The 13,520-nt window shown below is 74.8% G+C and carries 17 protein-coding genes; 9 read left to right on the top strand and 8 right to left on the bottom strand.

Features of this window, described 5'->3' with window-relative positions; genetic code table 11:
- Positions 1 to 96 precede the first annotated feature (96 nt).
- The 4 genes from BUE29_RS20940 to BUE29_RS22935 form a co-directional block, all read right to left on the bottom strand.
- Positions 97 to 1,005, bottom strand: coding sequence for a fructose bisphosphate aldolase (locus BUE29_RS20940; RefSeq protein WP_073392433.1), 909 nt, complete (start codon positions 1,003 to 1,005; stop codon positions 97 to 99).
- A gap of 63 nt (positions 1,006 to 1,068) precedes the next feature.
- Positions 1,069 to 1,500, bottom strand: a complete 432-nt coding sequence (locus tag BUE29_RS20945; protein ID WP_073392435.1) for a PRC-barrel domain-containing protein — start codon at positions 1,498 to 1,500, stop codon at positions 1,069 to 1,071.
- The gene (locus BUE29_RS20950) at positions 1,500 to 2,090 is read right to left on the bottom strand and encodes a PRC-barrel domain-containing protein (RefSeq protein WP_073392437.1); all 591 of its coding nucleotides are present in this window, start codon (positions 2,088 to 2,090) and stop codon (positions 1,500 to 1,502) included. Before BUE29_RS20950 ends, BUE29_RS20945 begins: the two co-directional genes overlap by 1 nt.
- Positions 2,087 to 2,230, bottom strand: a complete 144-nt coding sequence (locus BUE29_RS22935; protein WP_200800363.1) for a hypothetical protein — start codon at positions 2,228 to 2,230, stop codon at positions 2,087 to 2,089. The genes BUE29_RS20950 and BUE29_RS22935 overlap by 4 nt, the downstream gene beginning before the upstream one ends.
- A 185-nt stretch (positions 2,231 to 2,415) precedes the next feature.
- Between BUE29_RS22935 and BUE29_RS20955 the strand changes: the two genes are divergently transcribed.
- Complete coding sequence (locus BUE29_RS20955; protein ID WP_073392439.1) at positions 2,416 to 4,017, top strand: serine/threonine-protein kinase; 1,602 nt, start codon at positions 2,416 to 2,418, stop codon at positions 4,015 to 4,017.
- Position 4,018: 1 nt separating this feature from the next.
- Here BUE29_RS20955 and BUE29_RS20960 read toward each other — a convergent pair whose 3' ends face one another.
- Entirely contained in the window at positions 4,019 to 4,366 is a 348-nt protein-coding gene (locus BUE29_RS20960) for a nuclear transport factor 2 family protein (RefSeq protein WP_159440922.1), read from the bottom strand.
- 31 nt (positions 4,367 to 4,397) lie between these two features.
- Positions 4,398 to 5,204 (bottom strand): M15 family metallopeptidase, encoded by an 807-nt coding sequence (locus BUE29_RS20965; RefSeq protein ID WP_073392443.1) that lies wholly within the window; start codon positions 5,202 to 5,204, stop codon positions 4,398 to 4,400.
- Positions 5,205 to 5,267: 63 nt separating this feature from the next.
- Between BUE29_RS20965 and BUE29_RS20970 the strand changes: the two genes are divergently transcribed.
- A complete protein-coding gene (locus BUE29_RS20970; RefSeq protein ID WP_073392445.1) occupies positions 5,268 to 5,753 on the top strand; it encodes a hypothetical protein in 486 nt (161 codons plus the stop codon).
- Positions 5,754 to 5,756: 3 nt separating this feature from the next.
- Here the strand turns inward: BUE29_RS20970 and BUE29_RS20975 are convergent, their stop codons facing one another.
- Positions 5,757 to 7,349 (bottom strand): long-chain-fatty-acid--CoA ligase, encoded by a 1,593-nt coding sequence (locus tag BUE29_RS20975; protein ID WP_073392448.1) that lies wholly within the window; start codon positions 7,347 to 7,349, stop codon positions 5,757 to 5,759.
- A 121-nt stretch (positions 7,350 to 7,470) separates the two neighbouring features.
- Here BUE29_RS20975 and BUE29_RS20980 point away from each other — a divergent pair, with 121 nt between their 5' ends.
- Positions 7,471 to 8,313 (top strand): PIG-L family deacetylase, encoded by an 843-nt coding sequence (locus tag BUE29_RS20980; protein ID WP_073392464.1) that lies wholly within the window; start codon positions 7,471 to 7,473, stop codon positions 8,311 to 8,313.
- Between the two features lie 4 nt (positions 8,314 to 8,317).
- Here BUE29_RS20980 and BUE29_RS20985 read toward each other — a convergent pair whose 3' ends face one another.
- A complete protein-coding gene (locus BUE29_RS20985) occupies positions 8,318 to 8,878 on the bottom strand; it encodes a DinB family protein (protein WP_073392518.1) in 561 nt (186 codons plus the stop codon).
- Between the two features lie 138 nt (positions 8,879 to 9,016).
- On the opposite strand from BUE29_RS20985, the gene BUE29_RS20990 reads away from it, so the two are divergent.
- The 6 genes from BUE29_RS20990 to BUE29_RS21015 all read left to right on the top strand — a co-directional run bounded on the left by BUE29_RS20990 (position 9,017) and on the right by BUE29_RS21015 (position 13,392).
- Positions 9,017 to 9,865 carry an acyl-CoA thioesterase gene (locus BUE29_RS20990; protein WP_234971542.1) on the top strand — a complete coding sequence of 283 codons (849 nt, stop codon included), beginning with the start codon at positions 9,017 to 9,019 and terminating at the stop codon, positions 9,863 to 9,865.
- A gap of 9 nt (positions 9,866 to 9,874) precedes the next feature.
- Positions 9,875 to 11,143, top strand: coding sequence for an alpha/beta hydrolase (locus tag BUE29_RS20995; RefSeq protein WP_073392468.1), 1,269 nt, complete (start codon positions 9,875 to 9,877; stop codon positions 11,141 to 11,143).
- Positions 11,144 to 11,364: 221 nt separating this feature from the next.
- Positions 11,365 to 11,748: a hypothetical protein gene (locus BUE29_RS21000; RefSeq protein ID WP_073392469.1), complete on the top strand. Its 384-nt coding sequence runs from the start codon at positions 11,365 to 11,367 to the stop codon at positions 11,746 to 11,748.
- Between the two features lie 43 nt (positions 11,749 to 11,791).
- Entirely contained in the window at positions 11,792 to 12,262 is a 471-nt protein-coding gene (locus tag BUE29_RS21005; protein ID WP_073392472.1) for a MaoC family dehydratase, read from the top strand.
- A 39-nt stretch (positions 12,263 to 12,301) separates the two neighbouring features.
- On the top strand, positions 12,302 to 12,895 hold the full coding sequence (locus BUE29_RS21010; protein WP_200800364.1) for a SigE family RNA polymerase sigma factor: 594 nt from the start codon (positions 12,302 to 12,304) through the stop codon (positions 12,893 to 12,895).
- Positions 12,892 to 13,392, top strand: coding sequence for a hypothetical protein (locus BUE29_RS21015; protein WP_073392474.1), 501 nt, complete (start codon positions 12,892 to 12,894; stop codon positions 13,390 to 13,392). The genes BUE29_RS21010 and BUE29_RS21015 overlap by 4 nt, the downstream gene beginning before the upstream one ends.
- Positions 13,393 to 13,520 lie beyond the last annotated feature (128 nt).

The raw sequence follows: 13,520 nt of genomic DNA on the forward strand, positions 1-13,520 counted from the left end.
GACCCACTACAACACTCGACGCGGCCACTCCGCCCTCGGCGGCCGACCACCCATCAGCCGGCTCGCCGCCTGACACAACCTGTCAGGTCACGACAACTAGGCCTGCTTGTCGACCGAGGCGCGGTAGATCTGCTCGACGGAGCGCTCCAGCTGTGCGGTGAACTCCTCGTCGCTCTGCTGGTCGGTGAGGCCGGCGAGCAGCGCCCGGGAGAAGCTGGCGATCATGGCCGGCTCCTTCGCCAGCCGTGCGCAGGCCTCGTCGCGGTCGTAGCCGCCGGACAGCGCGACCACCTGCAGCACCCGCGGGTCGTCGGCGAGATCGGCGTACCGGCCCGGCTGCGAGGGGATCGTCAGCTTGAGCATGATCGTGGTGTCCTGCGGCAGCTCGGCCAGCCGCTCGGCGATGCGATCGTGCAGCAGGTCCTCGGCCTCGGCCTTGTGCGGGCTGTCGATGCTCACCTCGGGCTCCAGGATGGGGACCAGTCCACCCGCGGCGATCCGGCGGGCGTACTCGAACTGCTGGTCGACGATCGCGGCGATGCCCGACTCGTTCGCGTCCTTGATCACCGAACGCATCTTGGTGCCGAGCATGCCGGCTCGCACCGCCCGCTCGATCAGCTCGTCCAGCGTGTCGATCGGCTTCATCAGCTGCACGCCGTCGGCCTCGTCGGCCAGGCCTTTGTCGACCTTGAGCAGGGGGACGACGTGCTTGGTCTCCCACAGGTAGGTGCCGGTGGGGACGCCGTCGACCTCGCGGTCCATGGTCTGCTCGAACAGGATCGCGGCGATGACCCGGGAGCCGTCGAAGGCGGGGCTCGTGACGACCCGGGTGCGCATCTGGTGCACGAGGTCGAACATCTCGGCCTCGGACGACCAGCGGTCCTCGTCGATCCCGTACTCGCCGAGCGCCTTGGGGGTGCTGCCGCCGCTCTGGTCGAGCGCGGCGAAGAAGCCCTGCCCGGCTCGGAGCTGGTCCCGTTGCGTGGTCTCGAGCGTGGTCGTCATGCCGTCATCCTGCCCACGTCACCGGGCCGGGGAACCGGGCCCGCGGACCGGCCGGCGAACCGGTCAGTCGACCCGGACGACCACCGCGTACGACCCGATTCCGACGAGGTCGGCGCCGGGGATCTCGCGCTCGCCGACGCGCAGCGTCAGCAGCGTGCCGTCCGCGGGGTCGAAGTCGACGTCGGCCACCTTGCCGAGCTCGTCGCCCTGCGCGGTCAGCACGCGCTTGCCCACCGCCCGGTGGTCCTTGCCCACGAGCTCGGCGACGCGGCCCTGCGCCTCGGTGACCGCCCCCGCGTCGGCGACGGTGACGGCGTCGGCCCCGACGGCGGTCAGGGCGGGCCACGCGAGCGTGTCGCCGTCGTCGGTCTTCTTCAGCCGGAACGCGACGACGGCACGGGCCCGGGGATCGACGACGAACTCGTCGACCTTGCCCACCGTCTCGGCCGTCGCGGTGCTGACGACCTTGCGGCCGTGCACGTCGGAGAACAGCATCAGCGTCCCCCTCGCAGCTGGCTGCGGAAGTCGTCGACCGCCGCGCCGAACCCGGCGAGGTCGCTGCCCACGAAGTCCTTCGCACTCGCCGGGACGATCAGGTGCTCGCCGGAGGCGGCGATGGTGTCGGGGAGGGGGATCAGCACCTTGGTGCCGCGCGTGCCGAGGGCCTCGGTGGCCTCGACCTCGTACCCCACGACGTCGCACTGGGCCCGGCCGCCGCCGCCGACCTCGACGACCACGTCGACGACCTCGCCGAGCTCGGTCCCGGCGTCGGTGAGGACGCGGGACTTCAGCACGTCGCCGCCGGAGCCGCCGCTGGCCGCGGACGCGTCGAGCACGGCCTGCTTGTCGCCCAGGGCCGACTCGTCGACGATCATCAGCGCGTCGGCGCCGAGCGCGAGCACCGAGCTCCACAGCAGCGACTGCTTGAGCGGCCCGGCGAACAACCCGCGGCCGGCGAGCGTGAAGCCACCGACCTCGCCACCGCCGGCGGCGAACACGATGTCCTTGACCTGGGCGACGTCCTCGCCGTCCAGCGTGACCACGGGCAGCTTGGTGATCTCCGAGGTGCGCATCAGGCGGCTCATCCGCGACCGCCCGGGCCCCGGGAGCGGGTGGGGTCGACGATGACGCCGCCACGACGCCGGCGCGCCTGCAACGCGATGAACCCGATCGTCAGCACGACGACCACCGCCACGATGACGATCAACCAGACGAGCCAACTCATGGTTCCGCGCTCCCGTGCCGCCCGCGGCGCCCGCCCTGTCGTCCTCGCGCCGTCGGCAGCAGCCTATCCGGATACGGCCGTGCGGAAACCCGGTGTGCGACCCCACGACAAGCTGTGTGCGCCGCGCCGGTTCCGCCGGTCCTCGGTAGTGTCGGTCCGGGATTTTTCGAGGCGAGGGGGGCACCGTGGCCGACGCCGGGTACCGCGTCAGCGGCCGCTACCGGCTCGACCGGCAGCTCGCGGTGGGCGGCATGGGCACCGTGTGGCTCGGCTACGACGAGACGCTGCGCCGGCCGGTGGCGGTCAAGCGGCTGCACCTGCAGCCGGGGCTGAGCGCCGCGCAGCGCGAGGAGGCCGTGGCGCGGGCCATGCGCGAGGGGCGCATCACCGCCCGGCTGCACCACCCGCACGCCGTCCAGGTCTGGGACGTCGTGGACGACACCGACGGTCCGTGCCTGATCATGCAGTACGTCCCGTCCCGCAGCCTGGCCACGGTGGTCACCGAGGACGGCCCGCTGCCCCCGCACGAGGTGGCCCGCATCGGTACGCAGCTCGCGGCCGCGCTGGCCGCGGCCCACCGGGTCGGCATCGTCCACCGCGACGTCAAGCCCGCGAACGTGCTCATCGCCGAGGACGGCACCGCCAAGATCACCGACTTCGGGGTCTCGCACGCGCTCGACGACGTCACCGTCACCTCCACCGGCATGCTCAGCGGCACTCCGGCGTTCCTCGCCCCCGAGGTCGCGCGCGGCGAGGCGTCCGACGCCGCCGCGGACGTCTACTCGCTGGGGTCGACGCTGTTCCTCGCCGTCGAGGGGGCGGCGCCGTTCGGCACCGACGCCAACCCGATGGCGACGCTGCACCGGGTCGCCTCGGGCCGGCCCGCCCCACTGCGGCGGGCCGGCGAGCTCGCCCCGGTGATCGAGGCCATGATGGCGCCGTCCCCGGCCGACAGACCCACGATGGTCCAGATCGCCGCCCGGCTGCCCGACCTGCACCCGCTCGCCGACGACGACGGTGCCGCGCCGGCCGAGTCGCCCACCCGGGTGCTGCGCCGCCCGCCGGCCGTGCCCGTGTCGCCCCCGTCGAGCACGGCGCCGACCGAGCGGACGCCCGCACCGGGGCCCGCCCCGTCGCCGACCCCGTCGCCCACGCCGCCCTCGGCGCCCGCGCCGCGCCCCGCGGCCAGGCCGACCGAGCCGCGGCGGAGCCGGCGCCGGCTGGCGCTGCCGCTCGCCGCGGCGGTCCTGGTGGTGGCCCTCGGGCTCGTGCTCGCCGTCGCGCTGCTGCGCGGCGGCTCGGACGGTGGCGACGACGCGGCCGCCCCGGCCGTCCCGTCGGCCAGCACGCGATCGGCCCCGAGCACCGCCCAGCCCACCGGCTCGACCTCGCCGACGCCGACGCCGACGACGACATCGTCGTCGCGATCGGCCACCTCGCCGGCCGCGACGCGCACGACCCGACCGCGCCGCACGTCGACACCGAGCGATGGGCAGCTCGCCGCCGCGGTGGTGTCGTACTTCCGTCTCGTGCCCGGTGACCTCGACGCGGGGTGGGCGCGGCTGAGCCGCTCGTTCCAACAGGGGCGGGCGAACGGCCGTGCGACGTACGACGACTACTGGGGCAGCGTCGAGCGGGTCGACGTCCGCAACGTGCAGGGCGACGCGCCCCGCTCGGCCTCGGCGATGCTCGTCTACCACTACTCCGACGGCCGGGTCGTCTCGCAGCAGACGACGTTCCGCTTCGTGCGGGAGGACGGCATGCTCAAGATCGACGCGCAGACCTGAGTCACGTCCGGGTGCCCTGGTGGAAGCGGAGCCGCCAGCCGCGCGGCGGGTCGTCCACCCAGATCGAGCTGCGCAGCGAACCGGTGGCGCCGAGCACCCGGTAGGTCAGCAGCACGACGCCGTCGCCCAGCAGCACCGGCCGGAACCCGGTGGCCTCGCCCGAGGCGTCCGGCGCCGCACTCAGGGCGGTGACGATCGCGGCGCGGTCCCAGACGCGTCCGGAGGCGCCGTACTCCACGAAGTCGGGGTGCAGCAGCTCGCGCACCCGGTCCGGTGACGCGCGCCGCGCCGGATCGAGCAGCTGCTGCTCGCGGCGGACGACCTCGGCGAGGGACTCGGCGACAGTCACGGGCGTCATCCTCCCGGCACGGTGGCCGCGCTCACCGCACCGGCGCGTCGAGCAGCGGGCGGTTCACCGCCGCGCCCGGTCCGTCGAAGTGCCACCACTCGCCGCGATACCCACTGATGCCGCCCGTGCGCATGGCTTTGCGCAGAATCGCGCGATGTCGCTCGGCTGCGGCGCCGACCCCCCTGTGGGCGTACGCGTGGGCGCGCGGCGTGAAGTCGTCGAAACCGGTGCCCATGTCGAGCCGGCAGTGACCGCTGATCAGCGGTGTCGCGCAGCGACCACCCGGCCGCGCCCGGGCGAGCGTGACGTCGACCGACCGGCCCGCCTCGTGACTGCGCGCGTACCGGGTGGGACGGGCGACCCACTCCGGGTCGGCGACCACCTCGAACATCCGCACCTGCACCGCGTGCGGGCGGTAGCAGTCCCAGAACACGAGCACGAGCCCGGCGCGCCGGAGGCGGTGGGCGGCCCGCGCGAGACCCGCGGCCAGGGACCGGTGCACCAGGCAGCGGGCGTCGGGCGGGTACAGCCGCACGTGGGTGAAGTTGTGCCGGGTCGCGTAACGCAGGTCGATCACGGCGTCCGGGACGATGCTGCGCACATCGCGCAACCCGGCCGCCCGCGCCCTGGCCGACGGTCGCGGCACGCGGGCCGCGGTGGCGCGGGTGGGTGCAGCCCGGGTGGCTGCGGTGGTGGTCGGTGCGGTGGTGGTCGGGACGGTCGTGCTCGGCACCGGTGCGGTCGACGGGGGTGACGGCGGGTGCCCGCTGCTGCAGGCGCCGAGCAGGGCGGTCGCGGCGAGGACCGTCAGCGACGTGGCGGCACGGCAGCGGCGCATCGGCGTTCCCCTCGTCGGGTGGGTCGCGAGGATCCTGTCATCCCCGCGTTGCAGGATGCAGGCATGGCGTACGACGCGTGGTCCGGGCCGGCCCGGGCGCTGGCCCGCGCGGTCGACACCGCGGTGCGAGCCGCGCTCGCCGACGACCTCGCCGGCTTCACGGACGTCGCCACCGAGCTGCGGCGGGTCGAACCGGAGGTGCTGGCCGTCCTGCTCGGCACGATGACGCAGGCCCTGCTCGAACGCACCCACCCCGACGGCCTCGACTCCGACGACGCGGAGCAGGTGCTGGCGGCCTGCGAACGCGCCGCGGTCTGGTACCCCGGTTACGAGCGCGACGTCGCCGTGCTGGCGCTCGTCGGCGCGCTGGGGGTCCACCCGGGCGACGACGGGCAGTCGGGCGGCACCCCGCGCGTCGCCCCCGCGGCGGTGGCCGAGCACGGCCTGCTGCTCGTCGCGACGCTGCTGCCCGCGCCGCGCGACCTCGCGCCGCTCGTCGACGCCGCGTTGCGCGAGCTCCACCGCGCGCAGACGGTCGAGCTGCCCTGAGCCTCAGACCGTCCGCCGGTCGCGGCCGTCCCAGTAGGGCGTGCGGAGATCGCGCTTGAGGATCTTGCCGGTCGGGTTGCGCGGCAGCGCGTCGAGGAGGTCGACCGAGCGGGGGCACTTGAACCGGGCCAGCGACGCGCGGCAGTGCGCGATCAGCTCGTCCTCGGTCGCGGTGGCCCCGGGGCGCAGGCCGACGACGGCCTTGACGACCTCGCCCCACCGCTCGTCCGGGACGCCGATGACGGCGACCTCCAGCACCGCGGGGTGCTCGGCGAGCACGCGCTCGACCTCGGGGGAGTAGACGTTCTCCCCGCCCGAGATGATCATGTCCTTGAGGCGGTCCTCGACGTAGACGTAGCCGTCGGCGTCGACCCGGCCGAGATCTCCGGTGCGGAACCAGCCGTCGGCGGTGACCGCCTCGGCCGTGTCGTCCGGACGGCCGCGGTAGCCCCTCATCACCTGCGCGGTGCGCAGCCACAGCTCGCCGTGCCCGCCGGGGGCCACGTCGTCGAGCGTGACCGGGTCGACGACCCGCAGCTCGACCCCCGGCAGCGGCCGGCCGGCGGAGACCAGCCGTTCGGGGTGGTCGGGGTCGCGGTGCTCGGCCGGCAGCAGGTGGGTCGCGACCCCGCACACCTCGGTCAGCCCGTAGACCTGGATGAACTCGGTGTCGGGCCACACCTCGATCGCGGTGCGCAGCAGCGGCAGCGGCATGGGGGACGCGCCGTAGGTGAAGGTCTTGAGGCGCCCGAACACCGCGATCGCCTCGTCGCCCGACTGCAGCACCTGGGCGAGCACCGCCGGCACGAGGAACACCCGGTTGGCGCCGGCCAGGATCGCGGCGGCGAGCGACGGGGCGTCGGGGTCGCGCGTCAGCACGCTCGGCACGCCGTCGTGGATCCCGAACAGGACGTAGGACGACCCGCCGACGTGGAACAGCGGCATCGCCACGAGGTTCTTGTCGCCCGGCTCGAACTCCCACCCGTCGTGGGCGGCGACGGTGTGCGCGACCAGGTTGCGGTGCGTGAGCATCACGCCCTTGGGCAGCCCGGTCGTCCCCGACGAGTACATGATCAGCGCGACGTCGTCGGGCTCGACCTCGGCCGACGGCTCGCGCGGCTCGGCCGCCGCCAGCAGCGCCTCGTAGGCGTCGCCGTCGGCGCCGTCGGGGGACACCGCGACGACGTGCTCGACGGCGGGCAGCCGGTCGCGGATCGACTCGACGAGCGGCACGAGCTCGGTGCCGACGACCAGCACCGTGGCGCCGGAGTCGTTGACGGCGTGGTCGACCTCGGCGCCGGCGAGGCGGAAGTTGACGATCGCGTTGGCCGCGCCGAGCGAGGCCGCCGCCAGCGAGAGCTCGACGCCGGCGACGTGGTTGCGGTCGAGGAAGGCGACGACACCGCCGCGGCCGACGCCGAACGCGGCCAGGGCGCCGGCGAGCCGGCGGATCCGCTCGTGCCACTGCCGCCACGTCCACGTCCGGCCCAGGTAGGCGACGGCCTCGGCGTCGGGGGTGCGGGCGGCCCAGTGGGCGACGCGGTCGGTGAGGAGCTCGGCCGGCGGGGCGACGGTCGCGGGAGCGGTGACGGTCATCGGCGGTCCTCTCGGCGGGGTCCTCGCGCGGCGGGGGACCACTGTGACACACCGCACAACGGTGCCGGCTGTGTCCCGGCGCGGCGCCGCCGGCGTCGGACCCCGCCCGTAGCGTGAACGCATGCCCGGACGCCGACTGACACTCATGGCGGTGCACGCGCACCCCGACGACGAGGCCACCGGCACCGGCGGCGTGCTTGCCCGGTACGCGGCTGAGGGCGTGCACACCGTCCTCGTCACCTGCACCGACGGCGGCTGCGGCGACGGCCCCGGTGGGGTGAAGCCCGGCGCGCCCGGGCACGACCCGGCGGCGGTCGTGCGCATGCGCGCCGCTGAGCTCGAGCGCAGCGCCGCGCTGCTCGGCATCGGCGAGGTCGAACTGCTCGGCTACGCCGACTCCGGGATGATGGGCTGGGCCGCGAACGACGCGCCCGGCTCGTTCTGGACGACGCCGGTCGAGCAGGCCGCGGGGCGGCTCGCCGAGCTCATGCGCCACCACCGGCCCGACGTCGTCGTCACCTACGACGCCTTCGGCTTCTACGGCCACCCCGACCACATCCAGGCGCACCGCATCACCATGGCCGCGCTCGAGCTGCTCGACGGGCCCGACCGGCCCGCCAAGGTCTACTGGACCACCGTCCCCCACTCGCAGCTGGCCGAGTTCGGCCGCGTCGCCCGCGAGCTCGGTGTCGAGTGGGACGAGCCCGAGGACGACACCGGCAGCGACCCGGTGCAGATCGGCCTGCCCGACGCCGAGGTCACCACCTGGGTCGACACGCGATCGTTCGGCGCGCAGAAGTTCGACGCGCTCGCCGCGCACGCCAGCCAGGAGGAGAACATCGTCTTCCTGCGCATGGGCCGCGAGCTGTTCACCGAGCTGATGGGCACCGAGACCTTCGTGCGGGTCCGGGACGCCACCGGCGCCGCCGTCCCCGAGGACGATCTGTTCGCCGGCCTGCGCTGAGCGCTCAGCCCCGGAAGCGCTGCGCGGCGTCCTCGAGCCGCTCCCGGTGGCGGGCGAGCTCGGTCGGATCGGTGACGCCCATGTTGTCGTTGTCGGCCCGCAGCCCGACGGCGCCGTCCACCGCCTCGCGCACGATGTCGGCGTGACCGGCGTGCCGGTTGGTCTCGGCGATGATGTGCACCAGGATGCGGTGCAGCGTCACCCGCCGCCGCGGCGCCGGCCACCACGGCACCTCGCCGACCGCGGCGAGGGGGAGCGCCGCGATCGTGGCGTCCGAATGCGCCCACACCCGGTGGTAGAGACCGATGACCTGCTCGCGGGACTCGTCGGGCGTGGCCCACATGTCGGCGTTCGGCTCGGCGGCCGGCCCCAGCCACGGCAGCGGCTCGCCGAACGGCCGGCCGAACACGTCGCCGAGGTACCCCGCCTCGACGCTCGCGGTGTGCTTCACCAGGCCGAGCAGGTTGGTGCCCGTGGGCGTCATCGGCCGACGGATGCCGTACTCGTCGAGACCGTCGAGCTTCCACAGCAGCGCCTCGCGGGCGAGCTGCAGGTAGCGGGACAGGTCGACCTTGGCGTCGTCGTCGTCGCCGTTGTCGTCGCCGTAGGTCTCGGTCGCGTCGCCGGCGGCGCGGCTGTCGTCGGTCACAGTGCCGACCCTGCCACCGGCCCCCGACAACGTGCACCCGGTATGACTCGACCCGTGACCTCCGATCCCGGTTCCGTGACCCGCCGGTTCGACGACGGCGACGTCGACCTGCTCTCGCTGCTCGATCTCGAGCGGGTCGACGCCGACCTGTTCCGCGCCGACTGCGTGTTCGTCGAGCAGTGGGACGAGCGGATCGGCGCGCCGGCGTCGCTGTACGGCGGGCAGGTCGCCGCGCAGGCGCTGCGGGCGGCCGGGGCGACCGTCGACCGGGAACGCGTCCCCCACTCGCTGCACGGCTACTTCCTGCGCCGGGGCGACGCCCGCGTCCCCACCGTCTACAAGGTCGAACGGGACCGCGACGGTGGCTCGTTCTCGGCCCGCCGGGTGGCGGCGGTGCAGAACGGCGAGGTCGTGTTCACGATGTCGGCGTCGTTCCAGGTGCCCGACGGGCAGCCCGTCGACCAGGTGGAGCGCATGCCGACGGTCGAGCGGCCGGAGCGGCTTCCCGAGACCGGGCTCTACCGCCTCGTGTCCACGACGGGCCGGCTGCCCGCGGCCCCCTTCGGCGATCGGCCCGCGTACCCGACCCGGTTCTGGGCCCGGGTGACCCAGCCGCTGCCGCCGGACCCGCTGCTGCACGCCTGCGCGCTCACCTACCTCTCCGACATCTCGACCGGCGTCCTGCCCTCGCCGGACCGGACGCTCGCGCCGGGTGCGAGCGTGGACCACGCGGTCTGGTTCCATACCGGCGTCGACATGAACGACTGGGTGCTCACCGACTACGTCCCGCGCATCACCGGCCACGGCCGGGGCTGGTACACCGGGTCGTTGTTCGACCCGGCGGGCACGCTGGTGGCGAGCGTCGCGCAGGAGGCACTGTTCCGTGCGGTGGCCCGGCCGTAGGTTGACGGGGTGCGTGCCGCCGACCTCGTCCTCGGCCTGAACGCCGCGGCCGCGCTCAACGCCGTCAACGCGCGGCGTCCCCTCGATCGCCGCCACCGGGCCTCGATACCGGCCTTCCTCGCCGGCTGGGCGACGTCCGAGCTGCCGCTGCAGACGCTGGGGGTGCACGCCGCCGCGAACGTCGCGGCCTTCGCCGCGGGCGGCAACCGTGGCCTGCGGGGCGCGGTGGGGCTCGGGCTGTCCGCGGTGACGGCCGGCGAGCTGCTCGCGACTCACCGCAGCGCCCGGCGCGCGGCGGACGTGTACGAGCGCGCCCTCGCCGCCGCCCTCGGCGCGGGGTACCGCGACGCCGTCGTGCAGCCGGAACACCCCGGCCCCGCCGCCGCGGATGCCCACGCCCCCGGCCTCGTGCGCATGACCCGCATCCGCCGGCGCTTCGCGCACCACGCCGACATCGCGTACGGCCCGGCGGGGCACGCGAACCTGCTGGACGTGTGGGCCCGCGACGACCTGCCCGCGGACGCGAACGCGCCCGTCCTCGTCCAGGTGCCCGGCGGCGCGTGGGTCACCGGCAACAAGCAGGCGCAGGCCTACCCGCTGATGAGCCATCTCGCCGAACGCGGCTGGGTGTGCGTCGCCGTCAACTACCGGCTCAGCCCGCGGGCGACCTGGCCGGACCAGATCGTCGACGTCAAACGCGCCCTCGCGTGGGTGAAGCGCACGATCCGCGAGTACGGCGGGGACCCCGGCTTCGTCGCGATCACCGGCGGTTCGGCGGGCGGGCACCTCAGCTCGCTCGCCGCGCTCACCCCGCACGAGCGGGCCTGGCAGCCCGGTTTCGAGGACGTCGACACCTCGGTGGCCGCGGCGGTGCCCTTCTACGGCGCCTACGACTGGGTGGACGCCGAGGACGTCGGGCACCGGGGGCTGCCCGGCTTCGTGGGCCGGCACGTGGTGAAGGCGAGCCCGCGGGCCGAGCCCGAGACCTTCCGCCGGGCGTCACCGCTCTACCGCGTCCACGCCGGGGCGCCGCCGTTCCTGCTCTCGCACGGCACGAACGACTCGGTGATCCCGGTCGAGCAGGGCCGGCTGTTCGCGCAGCGGCTGCGTGCGGTGTCGCGGCAGCCGGTCGCGTACGCCGAACTGCCCGGCGCCCAGCACGCGTTCGACTTCTTCGGCTCCACCCGCGCGAACCTGGCCGCCGAGGCCGTCGCCCGGTTCCTGGGATGGGTCTACGGCCGTCATCTCGCGGCGGCCGGCCGCGTCGGCTCCCCGTGAGCGCGACCCGCCGGACGCGGTCACCGCGCGCCGTCGGGGCGGGGTCTGCGTCATCGGCGCGCGATCCGGTCGTTGGACGTCATGACGTGCCCGATCGGCGAGTCGGCGGAACCGGTCGCGCGGGGCGTCGCGAACGACAGGTAAGGGTGCACCGCCGCGCAACACGCGCCACGATGCACCGCTCACACCCATGGGTGTGGACGACGATGCGGGGGCCCGTCGTGTCAGGGTTCGAGACGTTCACCAAGACGCTGGTCGCGCTGGGACGCGACCCGCAGGTGACGATCCAGAAGCGCGGCACCATCACGTTGAACGCCGCGGCGTACGCCGCGCTCCACGAGCCGCAGGCGGTCGAGCTGCTCTTCGATCGCGACGACCTGGTGCTCGGGCTGCGGCCGTGCGAGCCGCGACTGGGGCACGGTGTGTTCGTGCGCCCAGCGACGCGGTCGCCGAACGGCCCGTACGTCGTCTCGGCCATGGCGTTCCTGAAGTACTACGGCATCGACACCACCGTGGCCCGCAAGTTCCGGGCCGAGGTGCGGTGGCCGGTGCTATGTGCCGACCTCGCCGGGCCCTGCGCCGTCGTCAGCAAGCTGCCGCACTGAGCGCGCGTGCCGACCGTGGGCCCGGCGGGCCTACGGTGTGCCCATGAGCGCACCCGTGACCTACTCCTCGATCGAGGACATCGAGGCCGGCGTCGGGGTCGAGGTCGGCCCGACCGACTGGCTGACGATCGAGCAGTCCCGGATCGACGGCTTCGCCGACGACACCCTCGACCACCAGTGGATCCACGTCGACGCCGAGCGCGCCAAGAACGGGCCGTTCGGCGCGACGGTCGCGCACGGCTTCCTGACGCTGTCGCTGGTGCCCTACTTCAACAGCCGGCTGCGCACGGTCGAGAACGTCCGCATGGGCGTGAACTACGGGCTGGACAGGGTGCGCTTCCCCGCCCCGGTCCGGGTCGGCGCGCGGGTGCGCAGCCGGATGACCATCGTGGCGTGCGAGCGGATCGCCGAGGACGCCGTGCAGCTCGTGACGCGCGCGACCATCGAGGTCGAGGGCAGCGACAAGCCGGCCTGCATCGCCGACCTGGTGAGCCGGTACTACTTCGAGCGCTGAGTGCTGCAACAGATCCGGGGTCGCGCGCGTGGAGAGCACGTGATCCGGGAACTGTGCGTCGAGCGGGGGGCCGACCCGGTGCCCGACGCCGTGCCGGCCCGGCCCGCGGGCGACGACCGCGCGGGGGACGACCGCGCGGGGGACGCCGCGGCGTCCTTCGACGCCTACGTCCTCGCCCACCGGACGGCGCTGGTGCGCTACGCGACGTTGCTCGCCGGCTCGCCGGCCGTCGGCGAGGATCTCGTGCAGGACGTGCTGGTGAAGCTCTACCCGCGGTGGGGGCGGCTCGCCGACCCCCACCCCTATGTCCGGCGCTGCGTCACCAACGAGTTCCTGTCGTGGCGGCGTCGCTGGAGCACCCGCGCCGTCCGCGTCGTCCCCGACGCCGTGCTCGAACAGGTCGCCGACGCCGAGCGCGACGAGGGGCCCGACCCGCAGCTGTGGGCCCGGCTGGCGCGGTTGCCCGGCCAGCAGCGCGCCGCCGTCGTGCTGCGGTACTGGGAGGGGCTGGCCGACGCCGAGATCGGCGCGGTGCTCGGCTGCAAGCCCGCGACCGTGCGCGGGCACGTCAGCCGCGGGCTCGCCACCCTGCGCGCCGCGCTCGCGGCCCCCGCCCCGGAGGACGACCGATGACCGACGACGATCTCGAACGCCGGCTGCGCGACCTCCTCGACGACCGCGCCGGGCGGGTCGAACCGGTCCTCACCGGGCCGGCGCTGCGGCGCCGCGCCGCCGGTCGACCCGGGCGACGGCAGCGGGTCCGGCGCGCCGTACCCGTGGCCGCGCCGCTCGCCGCGGCGGCCTGCGTCGCGGCGGTCGCGGTGACGGTCGCGCTCGCGGCCGGCGGCGACGACGCGGCACCGCGACCGGTGCCGCCGGGCGGCGGCACGCACGCCTCGACCGTCCGGCCGCCGACGACCCGGCCGCCGACGACCCGGCCGACGCCGACCCCGGTCATCACGCCGGGGCCCGCGACGTCGGCCGTGCCGCGACCGCGCACGAGCGCGGCGACGCCGACCCGGCCCCGACCGGTGACGTCGACCCTCGGCCGCCCGCTGCCCCGACACGCCACCCGCACCACGACGCTCGGCGTGCCCGGCACGGAGCCGTCCGCCACCGCCGGCCGCTGACCGTCCTGCCGGAACCTGCCGGCGTCGTGAACCTGCCGGCGTCGTGAACCTGCGGGCGTCGTGCAACAGGACGTGCCCCGGCCGCGTGCAAGGGACGAGCGGACGCCCCGGCCGGCCGCCACCAGCAC

Source organism: Jatrophihabitans endophyticus (assembly GCF_900129455.1).
Classification (GTDB): domain Bacteria; phylum Actinomycetota; class Actinomycetes; order Mycobacteriales; family Jatrophihabitantaceae; genus Jatrophihabitans; species Jatrophihabitans endophyticus.